This window comes from Paracoccus sp. SSK6, from assembly GCF_039770665.1.
GTDB lineage: Bacteria > Pseudomonadota > Alphaproteobacteria > Rhodobacterales > Rhodobacteraceae > Paracoccus.
Genome location: NZ_JBDPNJ010000009.1, coordinates 23,980 through 47,600 on the forward strand (window position 1 = coordinate 23,980; position 23,621 = coordinate 47,600).

Here is a 23,621-nt window from a genome sequence, read left to right on the forward strand (position 1 = left end):
TTACCCCTACGTGTCAGAGCGCCTCGGCGCCCGAGATGATTTCGATGAGTTCCTTGGTGATCGCGGCCTGACGCGAGCGGTTGTACTCGGTCGTCAGACGGTCGATCATCTCGCCCGCGTTGCGCGTGGCGTTGTCCATGGCCGTCATCCGCGCCCCCTGTTCGGAGGCCGCATTTTCCAGAAGCGCCGCAAAGATCTGCGTCGCGACCGAACGCGGCAGCAGGTCGGCCAGGATGGCCTCCTCGCCGGGTTCGTAATCATACAGCGCCGTGGCGCCGCCGGTCGTCCCGCCTTCGGGCATTTCGGCGGGGATGATCTGGCGCGCGGTCGGAACCTGGCTGATCACCGATTCGAAACGGTTGTAGAACAGGGTCGCGACATCGAAATCGCCCGCCTCGAAGCGGTCCAGAATGTCGTCCGCGATGTCGCGGGCGTTGTCATAGCCGACGCGCTTGACCTCGGACATGTCCACATGGCTGACGAACAGGCTGCCATAGTCGCGCTTGAGCTGCTCGCGGCCCTTCTTGCCGACGGTCAGGATCGCGACCTCTTTCCCTTCGCCCCGCAGGCGGTCGGCGTGCTGCCGGGCCAGCTTGACGATGGTGCTGTTGAAGCCGCCCGCCAGGCCGCGTTCCGAGGTCATCACGACCAGCAGATGCTTGCGGTCGGCGCCCGTCCCGGCCAGCAGGCGCGGCGCCGATGCCGAACCGGCCGCATTTGCGGTCAGCCCGGCCATCACCGCCACCATGCGGTCGGCATAGGGGCGCGCAGCCTCCGCCGCGTCCTGCGCGCGGCGCAGTTTCGCGGCGGCGACCATCTGCATCGCCTTCGTAATCTTCCGCGTGTTCTTGACGCTTCCGATCCGGTTCTTGAGATCCTTGAGACTGGGCATCTATTCCCCCTCTCAGGCGCGGGTCTTGTTGTATGCGTCCAGAGCGGTCTTGATCGCGTCTTCCAGATCGCCCGAAACCTTGCGGTCGTTGCGGGTCATGTCGTCCAGCAGGTCGGCCTTCTGGTTGCGCAGGAACTGGATCAGCCCCTCTTCCCAGGCGACCACGTCCTTGACCGGGACGTTGTCGATATAGCCCTTGGTGCCGGCATAGATGACGATCACGATTTCCGCGTTCGTCAGCGGACGATACTGCGGCTGCTTCATCAGCTCGGTCAGGCGCGAGCCGCGGTTCAGCAGGCGCTGCGTCGCGGCGTCAAGGTCGGACCCGAACTGGGCGAAGGCCGCCATCTCGCGATACTGGGCCAGTTCCAGCTTGACCGGACCGGCGACGGATTTCATCGCCTTGGTCTGGGCGGCCGAACCCACGCGGGACACGGACAGGCCGGTGTTCACGGCCGGACGGATGCCCTGGAAGAACAGTTCGGTTTCCAGGAAGATCTGGCCGTCGGTGATCGAGATCACGTTGGTCGGGATATAGGCCGACACGTCGCCCGCCTGCGTCTCGATGATCGGCAGCGCGGTCAGCGAGCCTGCACCATTGGCTTCGTTCAGCTTGGCCGAACGCTCCAGCAGGCGGGAGTGCAGGTAGAACACGTCGCCCGGATAGGCTTCGCGTCCGGGCGGACGGCGCAGCAGCAGCGACATCTGGCGATAGGCCACGGCCTGCTTGGACAGGTCGTCATAGATGATCAGCGCGTCCATGCCGTTGTCGCGGAAGTATTCGCCGATCGCGGTGCCCGAATAGGGCGCCAGGAACTGCATCGGCGCGGGGTCGGACGCGGTCGCGGCCACGACGGTCGTATAGGCCATGGCGCCGGTTTCTTCCAGCTTCTTCACCAGCTGGGCCACGGTCGAACGCTTCTGGCCGACGGCGACATAGACGCAGTGCAGCGTCTTCATGCCCTCGGCTTCGCGGCCATTGTAGTTCAGCTGGTTCAGGACGGTGTCCAGCGCGATGGCGGTCTTGCCGGTCTGGCGGTCGCCGATGATCAGTTCGCGCTGACCGCGGCCCACCGGGATCATGGCGTCAACCGACTTCAGGCCGGTCGCCATCGGCTCGTGCACCGATTTGCGCGGCATGATGCCGGGGGCCTTCACGTCGGCGATGCGGCGCTCGGCCGCGTCGATCGGGCCCTTGCCGTCGATCGGGTTGCCCAGCGCATCCACCACGCGGCCCAAGAGGCCCTTGCCGACCGGCACGTCCACGATGGAGCGGGTGCGCTTGACGGTGTCGCCTTCGCGGATCGAGCGGTCGTCGCCAAAGATCACGATGCCGACGTTGTCGGTTTCAAGGTTCAGCACCATGCCCCGGACGCCGCCGGGGAATTCCACCATCTCGCCCGCCTGCACCTTGTCCAGGCCATAGACGCGCGCGATGCCGTCGCCCACCGACAGCACCTGGCCGACCTCGGCCACCTCGGCCTCCTGGCCGAAATTCCTGATCTGATCCTTGAGGATGGCCGAAATCTCGGCAGCCTGGATTCCCATTATCCGACCTCTTTCATGGTATTCTGGAGGGAAGCGAGCTTCGAGCGGATCGAGCTGTCGATCATCTGCGAGCCCAGCTTGACGATCATGCCGCCGATGAGGCTTTCATCAACGCGCGTGTTCAGTTTGACGATCTTGCCCGACTTCTGCGCCAGCGTGTCGCGCAGGCGCGCCTGCTGGTCGTCCGTCAGCGCGACCGCGCTTGTCACATCGGCCGTCACCTCGCCGCGTTCGTCGGCGATCAGCGCCTGCAGCTGGCGAACCAGTTGCGGCAGCACGAATAGGCGGCGGTTGCGGGCCATCAGCTGCAGCGTGTTCGCCAGCACGGGCGAAAAGCCCATCCGCTGCGCGATCGCGGCAATCGCGGCGGACTGCTGGTCGCGCGTGTAGATGGGCGAGTTGATCAGGTCGCGCAGATCGGCGCTGTCCTCCAACGCGGCGCGCAGATCGGCGGTCTGCTGGGCCAATGCGTCCAGCCCCCGTTCTTCCCTGGCGATGTCGAAGACGGCCTGCGCATAGCGCCCGGCGATGCTCTGGGACATGGAAACAGAGTTGGCCACGGTCATCCTTTACGGTTTGCGCAAACCCCGCTGGCGGGCCGGCTGTCTTGCCGGTCTGTCGCGGGGGTGCGGGTCGCATTCTGACGGCTTCAAAGGGCCGTTCTGAAATCTGCGGCGTCTCTAGCAGGTGAATCCGGCTCGGGCAACCGGCTAGAACACGGAAAAAAGACGGATTGCGACCTTCGGACGCGGTCATCGCCCCGCAGGCAGGCCGACAGTTCGGACCAAAGCGCGTCTCGGGCTTTTTGCGCGCGGCCTTCCCGGCCAGAAACAGCCCGGCGTGGACGGCCAGCCTTGCGGCTGACAGGGCACGCCGGGCTTCACTGGCAACGAGCACAGGACAGGCATTCCGTACCGCATCGTCGGGCAGGCGAGACGGAAGCACTTGGTAACAGCAGGCTACTCGCTACAAGCATCGCTATAGGCCATAATGCTGCGCTGCGGCAGTTCACCTTATGGACAGGTCCAAGGCGATTCGGGCGCCAAACCCCTCAGTTTTCCTGCAGATGATGCAAGTTTCGGGCCACCGGGGCGCGGGCCGGGCGCGGCTTCACGACACCGTCCAAGATCTCCAGCGGATTGGGAACGTGGACGCGCTGTTCGGGCCCGATGGGCGCGCGCACCTGCTTCGACACCTCCATCAGCACCACGCCCGCGATCAGCACGCGGCTGATGCGCGTGCCAGTCCGTTCCCACATCTGGGCGCTGCCCAGCCAGAAGCGCCGGTCCGAGGGCGGGATATAGACGGCCGAGCCATGCCATTCGGGGACAAAGCCCGCGCGGCGCGCCTGCGTCTCGATCTGCCCGCTGGTATAGCTGCGCCCGAAGCCGAAGGGCGTGCGGTCCGATGCGGCCCACAGGCCCGCCCGGTTCGGCACCATGACCATCATCCGCCCGCCGGGGCCAAGCACGCGCCATGCCTCGGCCAGCAGAGCGGCGGGGTCGTCGCTGGTCTCCAGCCCATGCAGCATGACCAGCCGGTCCACACTGCCGGTTTCCAGCGGCCAGGCGATCTCGTCGCACAGGACGCTGTGGTTCGGCATCCCGGCGGGCCATGCCATCACCCCCTGCGGGCCGGGCATCAGCGCCGTGACCCGCCGCGCCGTCGCCAGATAGGGCCGCAGCATCGGCGCGGCAAAGCCGAAGCCCGCGACGTTCATGCCGGTGCAGCCCTGCGGCAGCCAGCGGGCCACCAGCCTGTCGCGCAGGATGCGCTGCACGACGCGGCCAAGCGCCCGCTGGTAATAGAAGCTGCGGAGATCCGCGATATCGTGGTGCATTGCGCCCCGGCCCGGCTTTTGACAGGCTCGACCTCACCACAGGAAAGAGGATTTGCCAATGCCGCTGGAACTGGTCACGCTGCGCTGCCTGAAGGACAACTATGCCTATCTGCTGCATGGCGACGAGGGCACCGTCCTGATCGACGCGCCCGAGGCCGGGCCGATCCTGCGCGAACTGGCGCAGCGCGGCTGGACCCTCTCCGCGATCCTGCTGACCCATCATCACGCCGACCACACCGACGGCGTGGCCGAGATTGTGCGCAAGACCGGCGCCACCGTGATCGGGGCCGCGGCGGACGCGCACCGCCTGCCCCCCCTGGACCTGCGGATCACGCCGGGCGAACCGCTGGAAGTCCTGGGCGAGCCGGTCGCGGTCATCGACGTGTCGGGCCACACGGTGGGCCATGTCGCCTTTCATTTCCCGCAATCGGGATACGCCTTCACCGCCGACAGCCTGATGGCGCTTGGCTGCGGACGCCTGTTCGAAGGGACACCCGCGATGATGTGGGACAGCCTGTCCCGCCTGAGCGCCCTGCCGCCGGAAACGCTGATCTGTTCGGGCCACGACTATTGCGCGGGCAACGGCGCCTTCGCGCTGTCCGTCGATCCCGGCAACCAGGCGCTGCGCGACCGGCTGGCGGCGGTGCAGGAGGCCCACCAGCCCTGCGCGCCCGCAACCCTTGCGCTTGAACGCGACACCAACCCCTTCCTGCGGGTCGGGGCGCTGCGGGCGTCGCTGGGCATGGAGAACGCGCCTGACGCCGATGTCTTCGCCCGCCTTCGCGCCATGAAGGATGCGTTCTGAACGGCAGGTGAAAGCGCCGCGCCGGGGCTGCGCTTGAAATCCGCCCCGCGGCGCATCACATCTGCCTCAACAGTGGGAAAATCGTGGCATGGGCGTGAAAAAGCACTTGATGCCGGCTGATTTCCACCAAATCTTAACTCTATCGTGACAGTCTGGGCAGGTGGGCCCCAAGATATGCCCATACCGCCAGTCGACTGACAGGAGACGACCGTGCCAAGCTTCTCGACTTCCTTGGAACAGGCCATTCACCAGGCGCTTGCCCTGGCGAACGAACATCGACACGAGCTTGCCACGCTCGAACACCTGCTGCTGGCCCTGACCGAGGAACCGGACGCAGTCAAGGTGATGCGGGCCTGCAATGTCGATCTGGACGAACTGCGCAAGCTGCTGATCGACTTCATCGAGGACGATCTCTCGACGCTGATCACCGATGTCGAGGGCTCCGAGGCCGTGCCGACCGCCGCCTTCCAGCGGGTGATCCAGCGCGCGGCCATCCATGTCCAAAGCTCGGGCCGGCAAGAGGTCACGGGCGCCAATGTGCTGGTGGCGATCTTCGCCGAACGCGAATCCAACGCGGCCTTCTTCCTGCAGGAAATGGACATGACCCGTTACGACGCGGTCAACTTCATCGCGCATGGCGTGGCGAAGAACCCGTCCTTCAACGAAAACCGCAAGGTCGTGGGATCGGACGAGCCCGAGCAGAAGCAGGCCGAGGCCGCGCAGGAATCCAAGGACGAAACCGCCCTTGGCAAGTATTGCGTGGACCTGAACGCCAAGTCGAAAAAGGGCGACGTGGACCCCCTGATCGGCCGCGAGGCCGAGGTGGAACGAGCGATTCAGGTTCTCTGCCGCCGGCGCAAGAACAACCCGCTGCTGGTGGGCGATCCGGGCGTGGGCAAGACCGCCATCGCGGAAGGTCTGGCCCTGAAGATCACGCGTGGGGAAACCCCGGATGTGCTGGCGGGGGCCACGATCTTCTCGCTCGACATGGGCGCGCTGCTGGCGGGCACCCGCTATCGCGGCGATTTCGAGGAACGGCTGAAGGCCGTCGTGAAAGAGCTTGAAAACCACCCCGACGCGATCCTGTTCATCGACGAAATCCATACGGTGATCGGCGCGGGCGCGACCTCGGGCGGGGCGATGGATGCGTCGAACCTGCTGAAGCCCGCGCTGTCGGGCGGCAAGCTGCGCTGCATGGGGTCCACCACCTACAAGGAATTTCGCCAGCATTTCGAAAAGGACCGCGCCCTGTCCCGCCGGTTCCAGAAGATCGACGTGAACGAGCCTTCCGTGGCCGATACGGTGAAGATCCTGATGGGCCTGAAGCCCAGCTTCGAAAAGCACCACGACCTGCGCTATACCAACGAGGCGATCAAGTCGGCGGTGGAACTGGCCAGCCGCTATATCAACGACCGCAAGCTGCCCGACAGCGCCATCGACGTGATCGACGAGGCGGGGGCGGCCCAGCACCTGGTCAGCGAAAGCAAGCGCCGCAAGACGATCAGCCCCAAGGAGATCGAGGCCGTGGTGGCCAAGATCGCCCGCATCCCACCGAAGAACGTCAGCAAGGACGATGCCGAGGTTCTGCGCGACCTGGAAGCGACCTTGAAGCGCGTGGTCTTCGGCCAGGACGCGGCGATCACCGCGCTGTCCTCGGCCATCAAGCTGGCGCGGGCGGGCCTGCGCGAGCCCGAAAAGCCTATCGGCAACTATCTGTTCGCCGGCCCGACCGGGGTGGGCAAGACCGAGGTCGCCAAGCAGCTGGCCTCGACCCTTGGGGTGGAACTCTTGCGCTTCGACATGTCGGAATACATGGAGAAGCACGCGGTTTCCCGCCTGATCGGCGCGCCTCCGGGCTATGTGGGCTTTGACCAGGGCGGGATGCTGACCGACGGCGTGGACCAGCACCCGCATTGCGTGCTGCTCTTGGACGAGATCGAGAAGGCGCACCCGGATGTCTACAACATCCTGTTGCAGGTGATGGACCACGGGAAACTCACCGACCATAACGGCCGTCAGGTGGATTTCCGCAACGTGATCCTGATCATGACCTCGAACGCGGGCGCGTCCGACATGCAGAAGGCGGCGATCGGCTTTGGCCGCGACAAGCGCGAGGGCGAGGATACGGCTGCCATCGAGCGGACCTTCACGCCCGAGTTCCGCAACCGCCTGGACGCGATCATCAGCTTTGCCGCGCTGTCCCGCGACGTGGTGGTCCATGTGGTCGAGAAGTTCGTGCTGCAACTGGAAGCCCAGCTCATGGACCGCAATGTCCATATCGAGCTGACCCCGGAAGCTGCCGACTGGCTGGCCGAGAAAGGTTACGACGACAAGATGGGCGCCCGTCCCCTGGGCCGCGTGATCCAGGAACACATCAAGAAGCCGCTGGCCGAGGAACTGCTGTTCGGCCGGCTGATCAAGGGCGGCGTGGTCCGCGTGAAGATCGAGGACGACAAGCCCGTCTTCGACATCACCGGCCCCGACGCCCCCCGTATCGGCAAATCCAAGACGCCTCTGCTGACGGCGGATTGATCGCCAGCCAAGCCACGAAGCCCCGCCCGACCCTGTCGCGGCGGGGCTTCCTATTGCGCGGCCTGCGCTTTCCCGGCCTTGGCCTTGGCGGCCAGGTCGCGGGCGACGGCGAAGGCGCCCTTGATACGGTCGGCATCGGACTTCCAGTCGCGCGCCACGAAGATCTTGTTGTCGGTGACCTTGGCCTGGCCATGCTGTTCGGTCAGGAACTCGACCAGACCGGCGGGGTTCGGGAACCTGTCCATGTGGAATTGGACCGTTGCCCCCTTCGGCCCGGCATCCAGCCGCGAGATGTTCGCGCGTTTCGCCATGGCCTTGATGCGGATGACCAGCAGCAGGGTGTTCACCTCGCGCGGCAGGGGACCGAAGCGGTCTATCAGTTCGGCGGCAAAGCCCTCAAGCTCGACCTTGGTGGTCAGGCCGGACAGGCGGCGGTAAAGGCCAAGCCGCACGTCCAAGTCGGGGATATAGCTTTCCGGGATCGTGACAGGGACGCCCAGGTTCAACTGCGGCGCCCATTCGTCCTCGGGCGTGCCTTCGATCTCGCCCGACTTCAGCTTGGCGATGGTTTCCTCCAGCATCTGCTGGTAAAGCTCAAACCCGACTTCCTTGATATGGCCCGACTGCTCCTCGCCCAGCAGGTTGCCGGCTCCGCGCAGGTCCAGGTCCTGCGATGCCAGGTTGAAGCCCGCGCCAAGCCCGTCGATGGAGCCCAGGAATTTCAGCCGCCGCATGGCCTGCGGGGTCAGCGGCTGGCGCGGCTTGGTGGTCAGATAGCAATAGGCGCGCGTCTTGGACCGCCCCACCCTGCCCCGGATCTGGTAAAGCTGCGCCAGGCCGAACATGTCGGCGCGCCAGACGATCATGGTGTTGGCGGTCGGGATGTCGAGGCCGCTTTCCACGATGGTGGTCGCCAGCAGCACGTCATGGCTGCCGTCGTAGAAGGCGTTCATCCGCTGGTCCAGATCGCCCGCCGCAAGCTGGCCGTGGGCGACGATATAGCTGACCTCGGGCATGTTTTCCTGCAGCCAGTGTTCGACATCGGGCAGGTCGGCCAGGCGCGGGACGACGAAGAAGCTCTGCCCGCCCCGGTATTTCTCGCGCAGTAGGGCCTCGCGCACGGTGACGCTGTCGAATTCGCTGACATAGGTGCGGATCGACAGGCGGTCCACGGGCGGCGTGCCGATCACCGACAGGTCGCGCACGCCCGTCAGCGACAGTTGCAGCGTGCGCGGGATCGGCGTGGCGGTCAGCGTCAGGACATGGATGTCGCTGCGCAACTCCTTGAGCCGTTCCTTGTGGGCCACGCCGAAATGCTGTTCCTCGTCGATGATCAGCAGGCCGAGGTTCTTGAAGCGGACCCCCTTGGCCAGCACCGCATGGGTGCCCACCACAATGTCCACCGTACCGTCAGACAGCCCTTCGCGCGTCTTGGCCGCGTCCTTGGCGGAAACGAAGCGCGACAGCGGGCGCACGGCAATGGCGGTGCCACGAAAGCGTTCGGCGAAGGTCTTGAAGTGCTGGCGCGCCAGCAGCGTCGTCGGCGCCACCACCGCAACCTGCATCCCTTGGCTGGCGGCGATGAAGGCCGCGCGCATCGCGACTTCGGTCTTGCCGAAGCCCACGTCGCCCACGATCAGCCGGTCCATGGGGCGGCCCGCCGCCAAATCCTCGGTCACGTCCTCGATGGCAGAAAGCTGGTCCTCGGTCTCGCTGTAGGGGAAGCGGGCGGCGAAGGCCTGCCAGTCGTGATCCTCGGGCTCCAGCACGGGGGCGGCGCGCAGCAGGCGTTCGGCGGCGACGCGCATCAGCTTGTCGGCGATCAGCTTGATGCGTTCCTTGAGGCGTGCTTTCCGCGCCTGCCAGGCGCCGCCGCCAAGCCGGTCCAGCAGGCCTTCCTCATGCCCGTAGCGGGACAGCAGTTCGATATTCTCGACCGGCAGATAGAGCCGGTCGCCGCCCGCATATTCCAGCGCCACGCAGTCATGCGGCACGCCTGCGGCCTTGATCGTCTCCAGCCCGGTATAGCGCCCGATGCCGTGTTCGACATGCACGACCAGATCGCCCGGCGTCAGGCTGGTGGTGTCCTTCAGGAAGTTGTCGGCCTTCCGGCGCTTCTTGGCCCCCCGGATCAGCCGGTCGCCCAGCACGTCCTGTTCGGAAATCACTGCCAGCTTGCCAAGCGCCTGCCCGTCGGCGACGAAGCCTTCGTCCAGCGGCCAGACCGCCAGACCCACCGTGCCAGGCTTCTCGGCCAAGTCGCGGATGTCGCCAATGCGCTTGGTGCCCCCCAGGCCCTCATCGGCCAGCAGCCCCGACAGGCGATCCCGCGCGCCGTCCGAAAAGCTGGCGATGATGACCCGGTGATCCTTGGAAAGCATCTTCACATGATCGGCCAGAGCCTTGAATAGGTTGATGCTTTCGGCCTGGCGTTCCGGCGCGAAGTTGCGACCCACGCGCCCGCCCGCGTCCAGCACCCCCGGCCCCGGCGGCTGTGGCAGAACCGACAGGCGCAGCGTACGGTGGCGCGACAGCCAGTCGTTCCACTCGTCATCCGTCGGGAACATCGCGTCAGGCGGCACGGGCTTGTAGACCGTGTCGCTGCGGCCCTTGGCGGCCATGGCGGCCTTTCGCGCCCCGAACTGTTCCTGGATCATGCCGCGGCGGGCGTCGATCACCTGCCCCACATGGTCGTCCAGCACCACCGAGGCGCCGGGCAGATAGTCGAACAGGCTTTCCATGCGGTCGTGGAACCAGGGCAGCCAGTGTTCCATCCCCGCCATCTTGCGGCCCGCGCTGACGCTTTCATAAAGCGGGTCGTTGGTGCCGCCGCCATATTCCGTGCGATAGTTCTGGCGAAAGCGGGTGATCGCGTCTTCGTCCAGGATCACCTCGGACATGGGCGCAAGCTCGATCCGCGACAGCTTCTCGGTGGTGCGCTGCGTTTCCGCGTCAAAGCGGCGGGCGCCGTCCAGAACGTCGCCGAACAGGTCCAGACGCACGGGACCGGATTCACCGGGCGGGAAGATGTCGATGATGCCGCCTCGCACGGCATAGTCGCCCGGTTCCGTCACCGTGGGCGATTGCGTGAAGCCCATGCGCACCAGGAAATCGCGAAGCGCGCCTTCGTTGATGCGGTCGCCCACGCGGGCGACGAAGCTCGCCCCCGCCACCAGATCGCGGGCGGGCACCCGCTGCAGCACGGCGTTCAGCGTGGTCAGCAGCACGAACGGCCCCTTGACCGCTCCCTGCGCCAGACCGGCCAGCGTCGCCATCCGCGCCGCCTGGATATCGGGCGAGGGCGAGACGCGGTCATAGGGCGTCGTGTCCCAAGCCGGGAAATCCAGCATCGCGAGGTCGGGCGCCAGGAAGGCCAGGGATGCGCGCATCGCGGCCATGCGGCGGTCGTCGCGGGCAATGTGGATCACGGGGGAACCGCGAGCGGCTTCGCGCGCGATCAGGGCGGCGTCATAGCCTTCGGGCGCGCCAGAAAGGATCAGGTGTTCGGCCATGGGCGTGAGGTAAAGTGCGGGACGGCGGAGTCAAGGTCAGAAGCCATAGGGATGGACCACCGACCACAGTGCGCCCCACAGGGCCGTGATGGCCACCGCCGCCATGGACAGGATCGTGACCAGCCGCCGGTGGATGACCATGCGCCTGACCGCCTCGGCCGCCGTATCGGGGATTGGCCGGGCGCCTTGCTCGGCTGCCTCCAGCAGCGGCATCAGGCGGCGGGCCAGGACCACGCGCATCCAGAACAGGATCGCAAGGGGCAGCAGCAGCAGAAAACCCGCCAGCGCCAGTTCCAGCGCATAGCCGATGCCCATGATCGCCAGCGATGTCAGCCCGAAGCCCGTCAGCGCCAGAAGGATCACCCCCTCCTGCGCGCCAAGCCGCCAGCGCGGCAGCATCAGCGACAGCCAGTCCAGCAGGTGCAGGACCGCCGGGGACTCGCCCTCGCCCGCCTGCACGGCGCTGCGGGCGCGGCTGACGATCTCGACCGGGACGCCGATCACGCTGCGGCCGGTCAGCGACCAGGTGCCGATCACCACGAGCCAGTACCAGATCGTGCCAAAGGACCGGCTGTCCAGAAAGCCGATCAGGCTGTCGAATTGAGGCACGCGGGCTTCCTTGTCCTTGGTCGCGGGCGACCTTAGAACGGTCATGGGCAAAGGAAAAGCCGTCCCGCCCGAATAAGGAACATGCCATGCCGACGCCGATCATCGCCCCCTTCCCCGCCTCGCGCCTGCGCCGCTTGCGCCGCACGCCCGCGATCCGCGCCATGGTGTCGGAATGCGACGTGACGCCCGCCAACCTGATCTGGCCCATCTTCGTGACCGAGGTCGCGGGGGCCGAGGGCGAGATCGGATCCATGCCCGGCGTGGAACGGCTGACCCTGGACGGCGCGCGGCGCGCGGCGGAACGGGCGGCAAGGCTGAACATCCCGGCCATCTGCATCTTTCCCCATTCCGACCAGGATCTTAAGACGGAAACCTGCGAACGCGCCTGGGATCCCGACAATATCGGCAACCAGGCCATCCGCGCGGTCAAGGAAACCGTGCCCGAACTGGCGGTGATGACTGACATCGCGCTGGATCCCTATAACGCCAACGGCCATGACGGCATCGTCGTGAACGGCGAGATCCTGAACGACGAAACGGTCGAGGCCCTGGTGCGCATGGCCCTGGCCCAGGCGGAAAGCGGGGCCGACATCCTGGGGCCAAGCGACATGATGGACGGGCGCATCGGCGCGCTGCGCGGCGCGCTGGAAGCGGCGGGCCACAAGCATACGGCGATCCTGTCCTATGCGGCCAAGTTCGCCTCCAGCTTCTATGGCCCGTTCCGGGACGCGGTCGGCGCCTCGGGGCGGCTGGTGGGCGACAAGAAGACCTATCAGGTCAATCCCGCCAACCGCGGCGAGGCGATCCGCTGCGTCGCCCGGGATCTCGCCGAGGGCGCGGACATGGTCATGGTCAAGCCCGGCCTGCCTTATCTGGACATCTGCCGGGCGGTGAAGGACCAGTTCGGCGCACCGACCTTCGCCTATCAGGTCAGCGGCGAATACGCGATGCTGGAGGGTGCCATCCGCAACGGCTGGCTGTCGCGGGATGCCATGTTCGAGAGCCTTTTGTGTTTCCGGCGCGCGGGTTGCGACGGGATCCTCACCTATTTCGCGCCCCTGGTGGCCGAGGCGATCGCCGCGCGCGCCTGACCGCAGGCGGTCCGCCGCCCGTGCCCCCGCCCGTGCCCCGTGGGCGGGTGACAGGGGGGCGGAAATCCTCTAGCATCCGCGCCAAAAGGCCGGATCACCCGGCGCGACAAAGCGGGGGCACGTGATGAGCAGAGATTTCCAGGCCAGGATCGGCCGTCGCATGGTGCTGAAGGGCGCCGCCGGCACCGCCGCGCTTGCCCTTGCCGGGTGCAGCAACGCGGTGGGCACGAACGCCGCCGCGCAACTGGACGCGCGGGTCGATGCGACGCATAACTATCTGATCCAGAACTATCCGTCTGCGCAGTCTCTGGTGCAGAACGCGCGCGGCGTGTTGTACATGCCCCTGATGACCGAGGCCGCGCTTGGCCTGGGCGGCGCCTATGGTCAGGGCGCGCTGCGGATCGGCGGGGCGACGGTGGATTACTACTCCGCCACGCGCGCGACCGTGGGCCTGCAGGCGGGCGCGCAGCAATATGCGCATGTCCTGATCTTCCAGACGGATGCGGCGCTTGCGTCCTTCCGCGCCTCACCCGGCTGGCTGGCCGGGGCCAATGCCTTCTACGCGATTCCGCAGGGCGGCATGGCGCTTGGCGCGGACACGATCACGGCGCAACTGCCGGTCGTGGCGATGATCTTCGGCCAGGCGGGGCTGATGGCAGGCGCATCCATCGAAGGCACGAAATATACCCGCGTCATCCCGTCCGAGATTCCGACGCTGGGCTTCGGCGGCCTCGGCCTGCCGCAAATGCCGCAGATGCAGATGCCCCAGATGGGCCGCGGCTAGCCCGAGGTCAGGTGGCGCAGCCCGTGCGTGACATCGGCGCGCACGGCCAGCCGCAGGGCGGGCTCGTCCCCCGCCCGCAGCGCGGCCAGGATCATCCGGTGATGTCGCGGCGGCTCGTTCCGCTTCACCCGGCCATAAAGCGCGCGCATCGTCGGGCCAAGCTGCAGCCAGATCGTTTCCAGCATCGCCAGCATGGCCGGGGCCTGCGCGCGCAGATAGAGCATCCGGTGGAATTCAAGGTTGCAGCGGATATAGCCCACAGCATCGTGGTTCTCGACCGCGTCGGCGATGCGCGCATTCATCTGCGCCAGCCGGTCGATCAGCGCGAAATGCGCGCGCGGCAGGGCGCGGGCGGCCAGTTCCGGCTCGATCAGGGCGCGCAAGGCGGCCAGTTCCTCGATCCGGTCGTCCGACAGCGCAGGCGTGGTGACGCGGCCCGAGGCCGACAACGTCAAAGCGCCCTCGGCCACCAGGCGGCGCACGGCTTCGCGCGCGGGGGTCATCGACAGGTGGTATTCGCGGGCGATGCCGCGCAGGGTCAGCGCCTTGCCCGGCGGCAACTCGCCCAGCATGATCCGGCTGCGCAGGTTGCGATACAGCTTTTCATGGGCCGAGGGGTCGGTTGGTCGGGCGGGGGCGTTCATGCCCCGCTTTGTGATCACAAACGCCCGGCGCGTCAATCCCCGGCGGGGTCGCGGAACTGCCAGGCCATCAGGTCGGACCCATGCCGCTTCAGCCAGTCGCGGTGGCGCGCGTAATCCGGCATCAGCGCCGCCACCGCCGCCCAGAAGCGGGGCGAGTGGTCCATGTGGCGCAGATGCGCGACCTCATGCGCCGCGACATAGTCCAGCACCACGGGCGGGGCCATCGCCAGCCGCCAGGAAAACATCAGCCGCCCGTCGGATGTGCAACTGCCCCAACGGGACCGGGTATCGCGCAGGACGATGGCCCGATAGGGACGGCCAAGTGCCGCCGCATGGCGGTCGCAGGCCGCGCGCAACTGCTGCATGGCCATGTGCTTCAGGAAGGCCTGCACCACCGCACCCGCCGGGCGGCTGGCGGGCAGCAGCAGGGCATCGCCATCGTCCTGGGCCGTGCGGGTGGCGGCGGGGGTCAGGGTCAGCATGGCCCCGCCTACCGGCAGCACCGCCCCGTGACGGACGATGCTGGGCGCGGGCCGCCGCTCGGCCGCCTGCAGCAGCCAGCGGGACTTCGATTCGGCAAAGGCCGCCCCGTCGGACAGCGCCACATGCGCGGGCAGCGTCAGCACCACCGGCCCGCCGTCGCGCGGCACCCGCAGTGTCATGCGCCGCGCCCGCGACGACCGCCGCCAGGTGATCCGCATCCCGTTGCCGATGGTGAACGCCTCGACCATCCGCCGTCCCTGCCCGCCTCTTTGCCAGAAAAGCCTTTGACACCCCCCGGCACCTGTGGCAGGGGACCACCGATTTCCCTAAACGCGGCAGAAGGAGAATGCCATGCCCAAAGAGGAATGGGGCACGAAACGCCTGTGCCCGCACTGCGCAACGCGCTTCTATGACCTGCGCGCCAATCCGATGACCTGCCCCGCCTGCGGGAACACGTTCACGCTGGAAAGCCTGACGGACAGCCGCGGCAAGACGCTGGTCACCGAAAAGACCGCCGTTCGCGACGACGACGACCTGGTCGATGACGACGACGATCTGGGCGACGACGCGGGCGATCTGGACGACGATCTGCTGGAAGAAGACGATGACGACGGCGACGTGTCGCTGGACGACATCGCGGATGTCGCCGACAACGACGAGGAATAAGAAAAAGGCCGGTCCTGCGACCGGCCTTTTTGCTGCTGCGGCGCTTCGCTCAATTGAAGGTATGCACCATCAGCTTGAGGCTGCCATCGGCCTGCTTCTCGAAGACATGGGTTGCCACCCCGCCCCACGGCTGGTCGGCCCCTTGGGCGTCCTTGCCATTGGCCGACCATTTGGCCGTGCCGACAAGCAGGTCGTCGTTCCCCTGCGCCTCTATCAATTCCAGCTTGTGCCCCGTCACGCCCATGCCGAAGAGTCCGCCGAAGAATTTCTCGATCCCTTCGGGGCCCTTGATCACGTCATGCGTGGCGGGCAGGAAGATTGCGTCCTGCCCGTAGAATGCCGCAACGGCTTTCGCGTCCCCTACGTTGAAGGCTGCGTCCCACGCCGCATAGGCCGCCCTGACGTGCTCGGCGGGATCAGCACAGGCAGCGGTGGCTGCAAAGAGGCAAACACACACCGCAGACATCGAGGTCAGAGATTTGACCATAACTCCCTCCCTGCGATCCTGGGGCACGACCCGCCGTGCCCCGGCAGATCATACCACTTTCGCGGCATGTTTGTCGACGTGCCGGGACGGCTGGGGAGCGCCGGCCGAGAAAGCAGGGCGTGTCCTGTCCGCGCCGGAAATGGGCTGATGCCGCCCTTCCGGCGCGGGCAGGCCCGGATCCTTGACTATCCAAGCCGATAGTTCGGGCTTTCCCGCGTGATCTGCACGTCGTGGACGTGGCTTTCCTTCAGCCCCGCGCCGGTGATGCGCACGAACTGGCAGTTGCGGCGCATCTCCTCGACCGTGGCGCAGCCGGTATAGCCCATGGCGGCGCGCAGGCCCCCCACCAGCTGGTGGATCACCGCACTGGCCGATCCCTTGTAGGGCACCTGCCCCTCGATCCCCTCGGGGACCAGCTTGTCGGTTGCCGCGTCCTTCTGGAAATAGCGGTCGGCCGATCCGCGCGCCATGGCGCCAAGCGACCCCATGCCGCGATAGGACTTGAAGGACCGGCCCTGGTACAGGATCACCTCGCCCGGCGATTCATCCGTGCCCGCGATGGCGCTGCCGACCATGGCGCAGCTTGCGCCCGCAGCGATCGCCTTGGCGAAATCGCCCGAGAACTTGATACCGCCATCCGCGATGATCGGCACGTCGCCTGCAGCACCTGCCGCGTCCATGATCGCCGTCAACTGCGGCACGCCCACGCCCGCCACGATCCGCGTGGTACAGATGGATCCCGGTCCGATGCCCACCTTGACGGCATCCGCGCCCGCGTCGATCAGCGCCCGCGTGGCCTCGGCCGTGGCGACGTTGCCCGCGACCACCTGCACCTCGTTCGAGAACATCTTGACGCGCTCGACCGCCTTGGCGACGCCCGCCGAATGGCCGTGGGCGGTGTCGATCACCACCATGTCCACGCCCGCCTCGATCAGCGCCTGGCTGCGTTCGAAGCCTTCGTCGCCCACGGTGGATGCGGCGGCGACGCGCAGACGGCCCAGGTCGTCCTTGCAGGCCAGCGGGTTCAGCACCGATTTCTCGGTATCCTTCAGCGTCAGCAGGCCGGTCAGCTTGCCCTGCCCGTCCGTCACCAGCAGCTTCTCGATCCGGCGCGCCTTCATCAGGCTGATGGCCTCGGCCCGGTCGGCGGGCTCGCGCAAAATCGCCAGGTTTTCCGACGACATCATTGCCTTGACTGGCGTCCGGTCGTCGCTGGCAAAGCGCATGTCGCGGTTGGTCACGATGCCGACGACGCGGCCATCCTCGTCCACGACCGGAAAGCCGGTGACGTTGTAGCGGTCCTGGAAGGCCTTGGCATCGGCCAGGGTCTGGTCGGGGCGCAGCGTGATCGGGTTGTAGACGATGCCCGATTCGAACCGCTTGACGCGGCGCACCTCATCGGCCTGCCGTTCGGTCGTCAGGTTGCGGTGGATCACGCCCATGCCGCCGGCCTGCGCCATGGCAATGGCCATGCGGCTTTCGGTCACGGTGTCCATCGCGGATGACAGCAGCGGGATGTTCATGGCAATGGCACGCGTCACGCGCGTCGTCACATCGGCGGTCGAGGGCATGACCGTGGATGCGGCAGGGACCAGAAGAACGTCGTCAAAGGTCAGGGCCTCACGAATCTGCATGGCGGGTGTCCTAGCGGCAATTTCGTTGGCAGTTTCCCCTTTCACGCGGCGCGGGCTTTGTCCAGTGGACAAGGGCGATTTTGTTGCGGGCGGCCGATGGGATGATGCAACCGAAAGTTGCTGCAAAGTCACGCGCCTGACGTGGATTGCGCATCGACGCCGCGTCATGTTGCACGGTTAATTGATTCATAGGACATCAGGGGTAAAGCTGAATCCAGCGGCCGCACGACCGCCAAGGGAGGAACCTATGAAAAAAATCATGACCGGCAGCGCGGTTCTGCTGATCTCCGCGTCTCCGATCATCGCGGGCGGGATCGAACGCGCGCCGCAATCGCTGGCGGTGCTGTTCGAGGAAGGGAACTATGCCGAGTTGAGCTTTGGCGGCGTGGATCCGACGGTCGAGGGGAAAGACGCTGCACCGGCTGCAATCGGCGGTCCCTTCAACACCGGCGACGTGGCGCAGGGCTATGGCTTCGTGGGTCTGGCCTACAAGCACCAGTTCAACGACAACCTGTCGGCCGCCTTCATCATGGAACAGCCGTTCGGGGCGGACATCCTGTATCCGGTGGCGCCCGCCGGCTCGCCCGTTCTGGGGGGAACGCGGGTCGAGGTGAATTCAACGACCTTCACGGCACTGGCCCGATACAAGTTCGAGAACAACTTTTCCATCCACGGGGGGATCCGGGCGTCCAGGGCCGATGGCGGCGTGACCCTGGACGGGGCGGGATACAGCAGGATCGCACCGCCCTATGATCTGGCGATCGACGACGAATGGGGCGTGGGCTATGTCATCGGCGCGGCCTACGAGATCCCCGAGATTGCCGGGCGCGTGTCGCTGACCTACAACTCTCCCATCGACCATGACTTCGACATGACCGAAACGGGAGATGTCATCCTGGGGGCGACCGGCGGCCTGACCGATACGATTTCTGGGCGCTACACGGTCAAGACGCCGCGCAGCTGGACCCTGGAAGGACAGACCGGCATCGCCCAGGACACGCTGGTGTTCGGTTCGATCCGGTGGGTGAAGTGGTCTGAATTCATCGTGGACAATGGCGTCTTCCCGATCGCGACGCTGACAGGCGGGACGGTTCCCCTGGTCGAGGTCGAGGATACGACGACCTATACCATCGGCGTCGGCCGTAAGTTCACCGAAAACTGGTCCGGCTCGGTCTCGTTCCTGTATGAAGCCCGCGAGGGCGACACGGTTTCGCCGCTTGCCCCCACCAACGGGCGCAAGGGTGTCACGCTGGCGGCCATCTACACGATGGACAACATCAAGATCACGACCGGCATCAACTATACCAAACTGGGCGGTTCGGACCTGGGCATCGGGGAAACCGGCAACAAGACCAAGGTCGCCACGATGGACGACAACCATGCCTGGGGCGTCGGCGTCCGCATCGGCTACAGCTTCTGAAGCCGCCATCACCGCGACAACGGCAAGGCCCCGCCCCAAGCGGGGCCTTTGCTTTCGCCAGGGCGCGCATTACCTATGCGCCCGAAACGAAGGAACACCCGATGATCTATGGCAGCGGCAGCGAATGGCTGGAGACAGGCGCAAGGCGCGTCGTCCTGTTTGGCATGTCGGGCCTGGGCAAGACCTACCTGGCCAACATGCTGCGCGACGCGGGCGACTGGTTCCACTATTCCGTCGATTACCGCATCGGCACCCGCTACATGGGCGAATTCATCGCCGACAACTTCAAGCGCGAGGCGATGAAGGTTCCCTTCCTGCGCGAACTGCTGCTGTCGGACAGCGTCTATATCGCCAGCAACATCACCTTCGACAACCTCGCGCCGCTCTCCACCTATCTCGGCAAGCCCGGCAGCCCCTCGCGCGGGGGGCTGCCCTTCGACGAATACTGCCTGCGTCAGAACCAGCACCGCCGGGCGGAAATCGCCGCCCTGCTGGACACGCGCCACTTCATGGACCGCGCCCGCGACATCTATGCCATCCCGCATTTCGTCTGCGACAGCGGCGGGTCCATCTGCGAGGTCGTGGACCCCGACGATCCCGCCGATCCGGTGCTGCAGGCGCTGGAACGCGACCTGCTGATGGTCTGGATCAAGGGATCGGACGCGCACACGGCGGAACTGGTGCGCCGCTTCGACCGGGCGCCCAAGCCCATGTATTACCAGCCGAAATTTCTGGAAAGGGCCTGGATCGACTATCGCGTCGAAAAGGGCCTGGACGAGGATGAGGTCAATCCCGACGACTTCATCCGCTGGACCTATGCGCGCGCCCTGGCGCACAGGCAGCCGCGCTATCAGGCGATGGCGCGGCGCGGCGTCACCGTCCTGGCCGAGGAGGTGGCCGAGGTGAAGACCCCCGCCGATTTCGACCGCCTGATCGCCCGCGCCATCGACCGCAAGGAATAGACCGATGCCCATCACGCTGAACGAGAACCTGCCCGCCTACCGCATCCTGTCGGATGAGGGTGTGATGGTCATGTCTCCGGGCCGGGCCGCGACGCAGGACATCCGGCCGCTGCGCATCGGGCTTCTGAACCTGATGCCCAAGAAGATCCAGACCGAAAACCAGTTCGCCCGGCTGATCGGGGCCACGCCGTTGCAGATCGACTTCCAGCTGATCCGCATGTCCGACCACGAAAGCCGCAACACGGCGGCCGACCACATGGAAAGCTTCTATCGTCCCTTCCGGGATGTCGAGGCCACGGGAGAGAAGTTCGACGGCCTCATCATCACCGGCGCCCCGGTTGAGCAGCTTCCCTTCGAGGACGTGACCTATTGGGACGAACTGACCCGCGTCTTCGACTGGACCCAGGGCCATGTCCATTCGACCTTCGGCGTCTGCTGGGGCGGCATGGCGATGGCCTGGCATTTCCACCGGCTGGACAAGCACGCCCTGGACCACAAGGCCTTCGGCTGCTTCCGCCATCACAACCACGCCCCGGCCTCGCCCTATCTGCGCGGCTTTTCCGACGACGTTCTGGTCCCCGTCAGCCGCTGGACCGAGGTGCGCCAGCCCGACGTGGACGCCCGCCCCGCCCTGCGCACGCTGCTGGCCAGCGACCAGTGCGGTCCCTGTCTGATCGAGGATGCCGGACACCGCGCGCTCTATATCTTCAACCACCTGGAATACGACAGCACGACGCTGAAAGAGGAATACGACCGCGACGTGGCATCGGGCAAGCCGATCAACGTGCCCGCGAACTACTACCCCGACGACGACCCCTCGCGCCCGCCGTCGAACCGCTGGCGCAGCCATGCCCATCTGCTTTACGGTAACTGGATCAACGAGATCTATCAGACGACGGAATATGACCTGTCCCGCATCGGCGAAGGATAAGACATGGTACAGACCCCGGAACTGCCCTTGGTCGGCAAGATCACCGAGGCGCTGAAGGCCGCGCCGAAGGACATCAGGAAGGTGCTGGAAAAGGCGGGCAAGGACGACATCCTGGACCCGACCTATCCCTATCGCCAGGAGATGGACAAGAAGGACTATGAGGCGCAGATGGACCAGTTGCAGTTGCAGCTGGTGCGCATGATGTATGACCTCGTCGCCACCAGGAAGCGTCTGGTCGTGCTGTTCGAAGGCCGCGACGCCGCAGGCAAGGGCGGCACCATCGAACGGATGCGCGAAAACCTGAACCCGCGTTCGGCTCATATCGTCGCCCTGCCCAAGCCCACCACCCGCGAGGCGGGCCAGTGGTATTTTCAGCGTTACGTGGACTGGCTGCCCGCCGCGGGCGAGATCGCGCTGTTCGACCGCAGCTGGTACAATCGTGGCGTGGTCGAACGCGTCTTCGGCTATTCGACCGAACAGGAACGCAACGCCTTTTTCCGCCAGTTGCCGGGGTTCGAACAGACCCTGGTCGATGACGGCATCATCCTGGTCAAGCTGTGGCTGAACGTGGGCCGCGCCGAACAGCTGCGCCGCTTCCTAGACCGCGAAAACGACCCCCTGAAGCAGTGGAAGCTGTCCCAGATCGACGTGGACGGCCTGGCCCGGTGGGACGACTACACCGTTGCGATCCACGACACGCTGAACCGGTCGCATTCGCCGATCGCGCCCTGGCATGTCATCCGGTCCGATGACAAGCGCAGGGCACGCATCGCCGCGATCCAGACCGTGCTGAACGCGGTCGATTACGCGGGCAAGGATGGTGACTTGATCGGCAGCCCCGATCCGGCGATCACCGGCGGGCCGGAACTTCTGGAGCACTAAGGGGGAACCGCGATGGAGTTGAAGGGCAGCCGTGCCATCGTGACGGGGGGCGCATCCGGCCTTGGCGCCGCGACCGCTGCCCATTTCCGCGCGCAGGGGGCGCAGGTCGTGGTGCTGGACCGCGAGGCGGGCGATGATCCGCATCATGTGCAGGCGGACGTGACCCGTGCCGACAGCGCGGCGGCGGCCATCGCGCGGGCCGCCGACCTGATGGGCGGGATCGACATCTGCGTGAATTGCGCGGGCGTGGTGATCGGCGAAAAGACCGTGGGGCGGAACGGGCCGCATGATCTCGACGCCTTCCGCCGCGTGGTCGAGGTCAACCTGATCGGCAGCTTCAACGTGCTGCGGCTGGCGGCGGCCGAAATGGCGAAGAACGGGCGCACGGAAAACGGTGTGATCGTCAACACCGCATCCGTGGCGGCCTTCGACGGGCAGAAGGGCCAGGCCGCCTATGCCGCGTCCAAGGCCGGGATCGCGGGCATGACCCTGCCGATTGCGCGCGATCTGGCAAGCCTGAACATCCGCGTCTGCGCCATCGCGCCGGGCATCTTCGCCACGCCGATGCTGCGGGGTCTGCCGCAGGAGGTGCAGGACGGGCTGGCGGCCGAGGTCACCTTCCCGCCCCGGCTTGGCGACCCGGCCGAATTCGCGCGCCTGTGCGCCCATATCGTCGAGAACGGCTATCTGAACGGCGAGGTGATCCGCCTGGACGGCGCGCTGCGGATGCGCTGATCAACGGTTTTTGACCAGCGCGCGATGCCCTTGCACGGGGGGTTCCCCGCCGCTAGCGTTCGACACGAACCCGCCCAACAGGAAGGCTCGATTTCCATGCGTCTGCTGACCACCACCGCCCTCGCCTCTGCCATCGCCCTGCCCGCCCTGGCGGCGGACCCGGAACTGACCGTCTTCGACTGGGCGGGGTTCGAGGAACCGGCGATCTTCCAGGCCTATATCGACAAGCACGGCGACAGCCCGACCTATGCCTTTTACGGCGACGATGACGAGGCCTTCCAGAAGATCGCCTCGGGTTTCAAGGCCGACGTGGCCCATCCCTGCAGCCAGATGGTCAGCAAATACCGTGACGCCGGGCTGATCGAGCCCTGGGATACCTCGAAGATCCCGAATTTTGACAAGCTCGATCCGCAATTCCTGGCGTCCGAGGTCTTCAAGGACGACGAGGGCGTCTGGTACATCCCGACCGATTGGGGCGCGACGGCCATCGCCTATAACACCGAAACGGTCCCTGCCGAGGATGTGTCCACCCTGCAGGTCTTCACCGATCCGAAATACCAAGGCCGCACGTCCCTGCCGGATTCGTCGGACGATGTCTGGGCGCTGGCCTATCTGGCGACGGGCACGACCGACTGGACGGACGTGACCGACGAACAGTTCCAGGCCGCCGCCGACTGGCTGCGCAAGGCCCACCAGAACGTCGCCGCCTATTGGGCCGACCCCTCCGAACAGGCGCAGCTGATGGCCTCGGGCGCGGTGGACATCGCCTGGTCCTGGAACGACGGCGTGGTTTATCTGCAGAATGACAACTACCCTGTGGGCTTCCAGCGCGCGCCCAAGGAGGGGTCGTCCACCTTCTTCTGCGGCTTCGTCAACCTGAAGAACGGGCCGGGCAATGAAGACAAGGCCTATGACTTCATCAATGCCTGGCTTGAGCCTTCGGCGGGCAAGGGATTGCTGGACACGATCGGCTATGGCCACACCTCGACCGAGGCGATGGCGACCATTGCCGATGAACCTGCGGTGAAGGAAGGGCTGAGCGAGGTTGACGCCCCGATCCTGGCGCAGACCCCGAACGACCCGGCGCAGCGCGAAAAGCAACTGGCCGAGTTCGAGAAGATCAAGGCCGGGTTCTGAGAGGAAGCGCCGGGGGCTTCGCGCCCC

General features: G+C 66.2%; 21 protein-coding genes. 11 read left to right on the forward strand and 10 right to left on the reverse strand.

Features of this window, described 5'->3' with window-relative positions; all coding sequences use genetic code 11:
• Positions 1 to 13: 13 nt before the first annotated feature.
• The 4 genes from AAIL68_RS08310 to AAIL68_RS08325 form a co-directional block, all read right to left on the reverse strand.
• Positions 14 to 892, reverse strand: a complete 879-nt coding sequence (locus AAIL68_RS08310; RefSeq protein WP_347139290.1) for a F0F1 ATP synthase subunit gamma — start codon at positions 890 to 892, stop codon at positions 14 to 16.
• Positions 893 to 904: 12 nt separating this feature from the next.
• The gene (gene atpA, locus AAIL68_RS08315) at positions 905 to 2,440 is read right to left on the reverse strand and encodes a F0F1 ATP synthase subunit alpha (protein WP_347139291.1); all 1,536 of its coding nucleotides are present in this window, start codon (positions 2,438 to 2,440) and stop codon (positions 905 to 907) included.
• Entirely contained in the window at positions 2,440 to 3,006 is a 567-nt protein-coding gene (locus AAIL68_RS08320; RefSeq protein WP_347139292.1) for a F0F1 ATP synthase subunit delta, read from the reverse strand. Before AAIL68_RS08320 ends, atpA begins: the two co-directional genes overlap by 1 nt.
• A gap of 485 nt (positions 3,007 to 3,491) precedes the next feature.
• Positions 3,492 to 4,280 carry a methyltransferase domain-containing protein gene (locus tag AAIL68_RS08325; protein ID WP_347139293.1) on the reverse strand — a complete coding sequence of 263 codons (789 nt, stop codon included), beginning with the start codon at positions 4,278 to 4,280 and terminating at the stop codon, positions 3,492 to 3,494.
• 58 nt (positions 4,281 to 4,338) lie between these two features.
• On the opposite strand from AAIL68_RS08325, the gene gloB reads away from it, so the two are divergent.
• Positions 4,339 to 5,085, forward strand: a complete 747-nt coding sequence (gloB, locus tag AAIL68_RS08330; RefSeq protein ID WP_347139294.1) for a hydroxyacylglutathione hydrolase — start codon at positions 4,339 to 4,341, stop codon at positions 5,083 to 5,085.
• A gap of 210 nt (positions 5,086 to 5,295) precedes the next feature.
• On the forward strand, positions 5,296 to 7,617 hold the full coding sequence (gene clpA / locus AAIL68_RS08335; RefSeq protein WP_347139296.1) for an ATP-dependent Clp protease ATP-binding subunit ClpA: 2,322 nt from the start codon (positions 5,296 to 5,298) through the stop codon (positions 7,615 to 7,617).
• 50 nt (positions 7,618 to 7,667) lie between these two features.
• Here clpA and mfd read toward each other — a convergent pair whose 3' ends face one another.
• Entirely contained in the window at positions 7,668 to 11,129 is a 3,462-nt protein-coding gene (mfd, locus tag AAIL68_RS08340) for a transcription-repair coupling factor (RefSeq protein ID WP_347139298.1), read from the reverse strand.
• 36 nt (positions 11,130 to 11,165) lie between these two features.
• A complete protein-coding gene (locus tag AAIL68_RS08345; protein WP_347139299.1) occupies positions 11,166 to 11,783 on the reverse strand; it encodes a hypothetical protein in 618 nt (205 codons plus the stop codon).
• A gap of 41 nt (positions 11,784 to 11,824) precedes the next feature.
• Here AAIL68_RS08345 and hemB point away from each other — a divergent pair, with 41 nt between their 5' ends.
• Both hemB and AAIL68_RS08355 read left to right on the forward strand, forming a co-directional pair.
• Complete coding sequence (gene hemB / locus AAIL68_RS08350; protein WP_347139301.1) at positions 11,825 to 12,829, forward strand: porphobilinogen synthase; 1,005 nt, start codon at positions 11,825 to 11,827, stop codon at positions 12,827 to 12,829.
• Positions 12,830 to 12,953: 124 nt separating this feature from the next.
• Complete coding sequence (locus AAIL68_RS08355; RefSeq protein WP_347139303.1) at positions 12,954 to 13,613, forward strand: YSC84-related protein; 660 nt, start codon at positions 12,954 to 12,956, stop codon at positions 13,611 to 13,613.
• On the opposite strand, the gene AAIL68_RS08360 is transcribed toward AAIL68_RS08355, so the two are convergent.
• Positions 13,610 to 14,257: a GntR family transcriptional regulator gene (locus AAIL68_RS08360; protein WP_268940868.1), complete on the reverse strand. Its 648-nt coding sequence runs from the start codon at positions 14,255 to 14,257 to the stop codon at positions 13,610 to 13,612. The two genes, AAIL68_RS08355 and AAIL68_RS08360, sit on opposite strands and share 4 nt — an antisense overlap.
• 32 nt (positions 14,258 to 14,289) lie before the next feature.
• Positions 14,290 to 14,988, reverse strand: coding sequence for a SprT family zinc-dependent metalloprotease (locus tag AAIL68_RS08365; protein ID WP_347139304.1), 699 nt, complete (start codon positions 14,986 to 14,988; stop codon positions 14,290 to 14,292).
• A 103-nt stretch (positions 14,989 to 15,091) separates the two neighbouring features.
• Between AAIL68_RS08365 and AAIL68_RS08370 the strand changes: the two genes are divergently transcribed.
• On the forward strand, positions 15,092 to 15,406 hold the full coding sequence (locus AAIL68_RS08370; RefSeq protein WP_347139306.1) for an FYDLN acid domain-containing protein: 315 nt from the start codon (positions 15,092 to 15,094) through the stop codon (positions 15,404 to 15,406).
• A gap of 49 nt (positions 15,407 to 15,455) precedes the next feature.
• On the opposite strand, the gene AAIL68_RS08375 is transcribed toward AAIL68_RS08370, so the two are convergent.
• Together AAIL68_RS08375 and guaB are read right to left on the reverse strand one after the other, a co-directional pair.
• Positions 15,456 to 15,893 carry a DUF4440 domain-containing protein gene (locus AAIL68_RS08375; protein WP_347139307.1) on the reverse strand — a complete coding sequence of 146 codons (438 nt, stop codon included), beginning with the start codon at positions 15,891 to 15,893 and terminating at the stop codon, positions 15,456 to 15,458.
• 185 nt (positions 15,894 to 16,078) lie between these two features.
• Complete coding sequence (guaB, locus tag AAIL68_RS08380) at positions 16,079 to 17,527, reverse strand: IMP dehydrogenase (RefSeq protein WP_347139308.1); 1,449 nt, start codon at positions 17,525 to 17,527, stop codon at positions 16,079 to 16,081.
• 247 nt (positions 17,528 to 17,774) lie between these two features.
• Here guaB and AAIL68_RS08385 point away from each other — a divergent pair, with 247 nt between their 5' ends.
• The 6 genes from AAIL68_RS08385 to AAIL68_RS08410 all read left to right on the forward strand — a co-directional run bounded on the left by AAIL68_RS08385 (position 17,775) and on the right by AAIL68_RS08410 (position 23,594).
• On the forward strand, positions 17,775 to 18,947 hold the full coding sequence (locus AAIL68_RS08385) for an outer membrane protein transport protein (RefSeq protein WP_347139310.1): 1,173 nt from the start codon (positions 17,775 to 17,777) through the stop codon (positions 18,945 to 18,947).
• Between the two features lie 101 nt (positions 18,948 to 19,048).
• Positions 19,049 to 19,909 carry an ATPase gene (locus AAIL68_RS08390; RefSeq protein WP_347139312.1) on the forward strand — a complete coding sequence of 287 codons (861 nt, stop codon included), beginning with the start codon at positions 19,049 to 19,051 and terminating at the stop codon, positions 19,907 to 19,909.
• Positions 19,910 to 19,913: 4 nt separating this feature from the next.
• Positions 19,914 to 20,840, forward strand: a complete 927-nt coding sequence (gene metA, locus AAIL68_RS08395; RefSeq protein WP_347139313.1) for a homoserine O-succinyltransferase — start codon at positions 19,914 to 19,916, stop codon at positions 20,838 to 20,840.
• 3 nt (positions 20,841 to 20,843) lie between these two features.
• Positions 20,844 to 21,722 carry a polyphosphate kinase 2 gene (gene ppk2 / locus AAIL68_RS08400; protein ID WP_347139314.1) on the forward strand — a complete coding sequence of 293 codons (879 nt, stop codon included), beginning with the start codon at positions 20,844 to 20,846 and terminating at the stop codon, positions 21,720 to 21,722.
• 12 nt (positions 21,723 to 21,734) lie between these two features.
• Positions 21,735 to 22,457 (forward strand): SDR family NAD(P)-dependent oxidoreductase, encoded by a 723-nt coding sequence (locus AAIL68_RS08405; protein ID WP_347139315.1) that lies wholly within the window; start codon positions 21,735 to 21,737, stop codon positions 22,455 to 22,457.
• Between the two features lie 96 nt (positions 22,458 to 22,553).
• Positions 22,554 to 23,594, forward strand: a complete 1,041-nt coding sequence (locus AAIL68_RS08410) for an extracellular solute-binding protein (protein WP_347139317.1) — start codon at positions 22,554 to 22,556, stop codon at positions 23,592 to 23,594.
• The last annotated feature ends 27 nt before the right edge of the window (positions 23,595 to 23,621 follow it).

Bases quoted from the DNA above. Each gene is read 5' to 3' on its own strand.
- AAIL68_RS08310 (WP_347139290.1), bottom strand. From the start codon at position 892: ATGCCCAGTCTCAAGGATCTCAAGAACCGGATCGGAAGCGTCAAGAAC.
- atpA (WP_347139291.1), bottom strand. From the start codon at position 2,440: ATGGGAATCCAGGCTGCCGAGATTTCGGCCATCCTCAAGGATCAGATC.
- AAIL68_RS08320 (WP_347139292.1), bottom strand. From the start codon at position 3,006: ATGACCGTGGCCAACTCTGTTTCCATGTCCCAGAGCATCGCCGGGCGC.
- AAIL68_RS08325 (WP_347139293.1), bottom strand. From the start codon at position 4,280: ATGCACCACGATATCGCGGATCTCCGCAGCTTCTATTACCAGCGGGCG.
- gloB (WP_347139294.1), top strand. From the start codon at position 4,339: ATGCCGCTGGAACTGGTCACGCTGCGCTGCCTGAAGGACAACTATGCC.
- mfd (WP_347139298.1), bottom strand. From the start codon at position 11,129: ATGGCCGAACACCTGATCCTTTCTGGCGCGCCCGAAGGCTATGACGCC.
- AAIL68_RS08345 (WP_347139299.1), bottom strand. From the start codon at position 11,783: ATGACCGTTCTAAGGTCGCCCGCGACCAAGGACAAGGAAGCCCGCGTG.
- hemB (WP_347139301.1), top strand. From the start codon at position 11,825: ATGCCGACGCCGATCATCGCCCCCTTCCCCGCCTCGCGCCTGCGCCGC.
- AAIL68_RS08355 (WP_347139303.1), top strand. From the start codon at position 12,954: ATGAGCAGAGATTTCCAGGCCAGGATCGGCCGTCGCATGGTGCTGAAG.
- AAIL68_RS08360 (WP_268940868.1), bottom strand. From the start codon at position 14,257: ATGAACGCCCCCGCCCGACCAACCGACCCCTCGGCCCATGAAAAGCTG.
- AAIL68_RS08365 (WP_347139304.1), bottom strand. From the start codon at position 14,988: ATGGTCGAGGCGTTCACCATCGGCAACGGGATGCGGATCACCTGGCGG.
- AAIL68_RS08370 (WP_347139306.1), top strand. From the start codon at position 15,092: ATGCCCAAAGAGGAATGGGGCACGAAACGCCTGTGCCCGCACTGCGCA.
- AAIL68_RS08375 (WP_347139307.1), bottom strand. From the start codon at position 15,893: ATGGTCAAATCTCTGACCTCGATGTCTGCGGTGTGTGTTTGCCTCTTT.
- guaB (WP_347139308.1), bottom strand. From the start codon at position 17,527: ATGCAGATTCGTGAGGCCCTGACCTTTGACGACGTTCTTCTGGTCCCT.
- AAIL68_RS08385 (WP_347139310.1), top strand. From the start codon at position 17,775: ATGAAAAAAATCATGACCGGCAGCGCGGTTCTGCTGATCTCCGCGTCT.
- AAIL68_RS08390 (WP_347139312.1), top strand. From the start codon at position 19,049: ATGATCTATGGCAGCGGCAGCGAATGGCTGGAGACAGGCGCAAGGCGC.
- metA (WP_347139313.1), top strand. From the start codon at position 19,914: ATGCCCATCACGCTGAACGAGAACCTGCCCGCCTACCGCATCCTGTCG.
- ppk2 (WP_347139314.1), top strand. From the start codon at position 20,844: ATGGTACAGACCCCGGAACTGCCCTTGGTCGGCAAGATCACCGAGGCG.
- AAIL68_RS08405 (WP_347139315.1), top strand. From the start codon at position 21,735: ATGGAGTTGAAGGGCAGCCGTGCCATCGTGACGGGGGGCGCATCCGGC.
- AAIL68_RS08410 (WP_347139317.1), top strand. From the start codon at position 22,554: ATGCGTCTGCTGACCACCACCGCCCTCGCCTCTGCCATCGCCCTGCCC.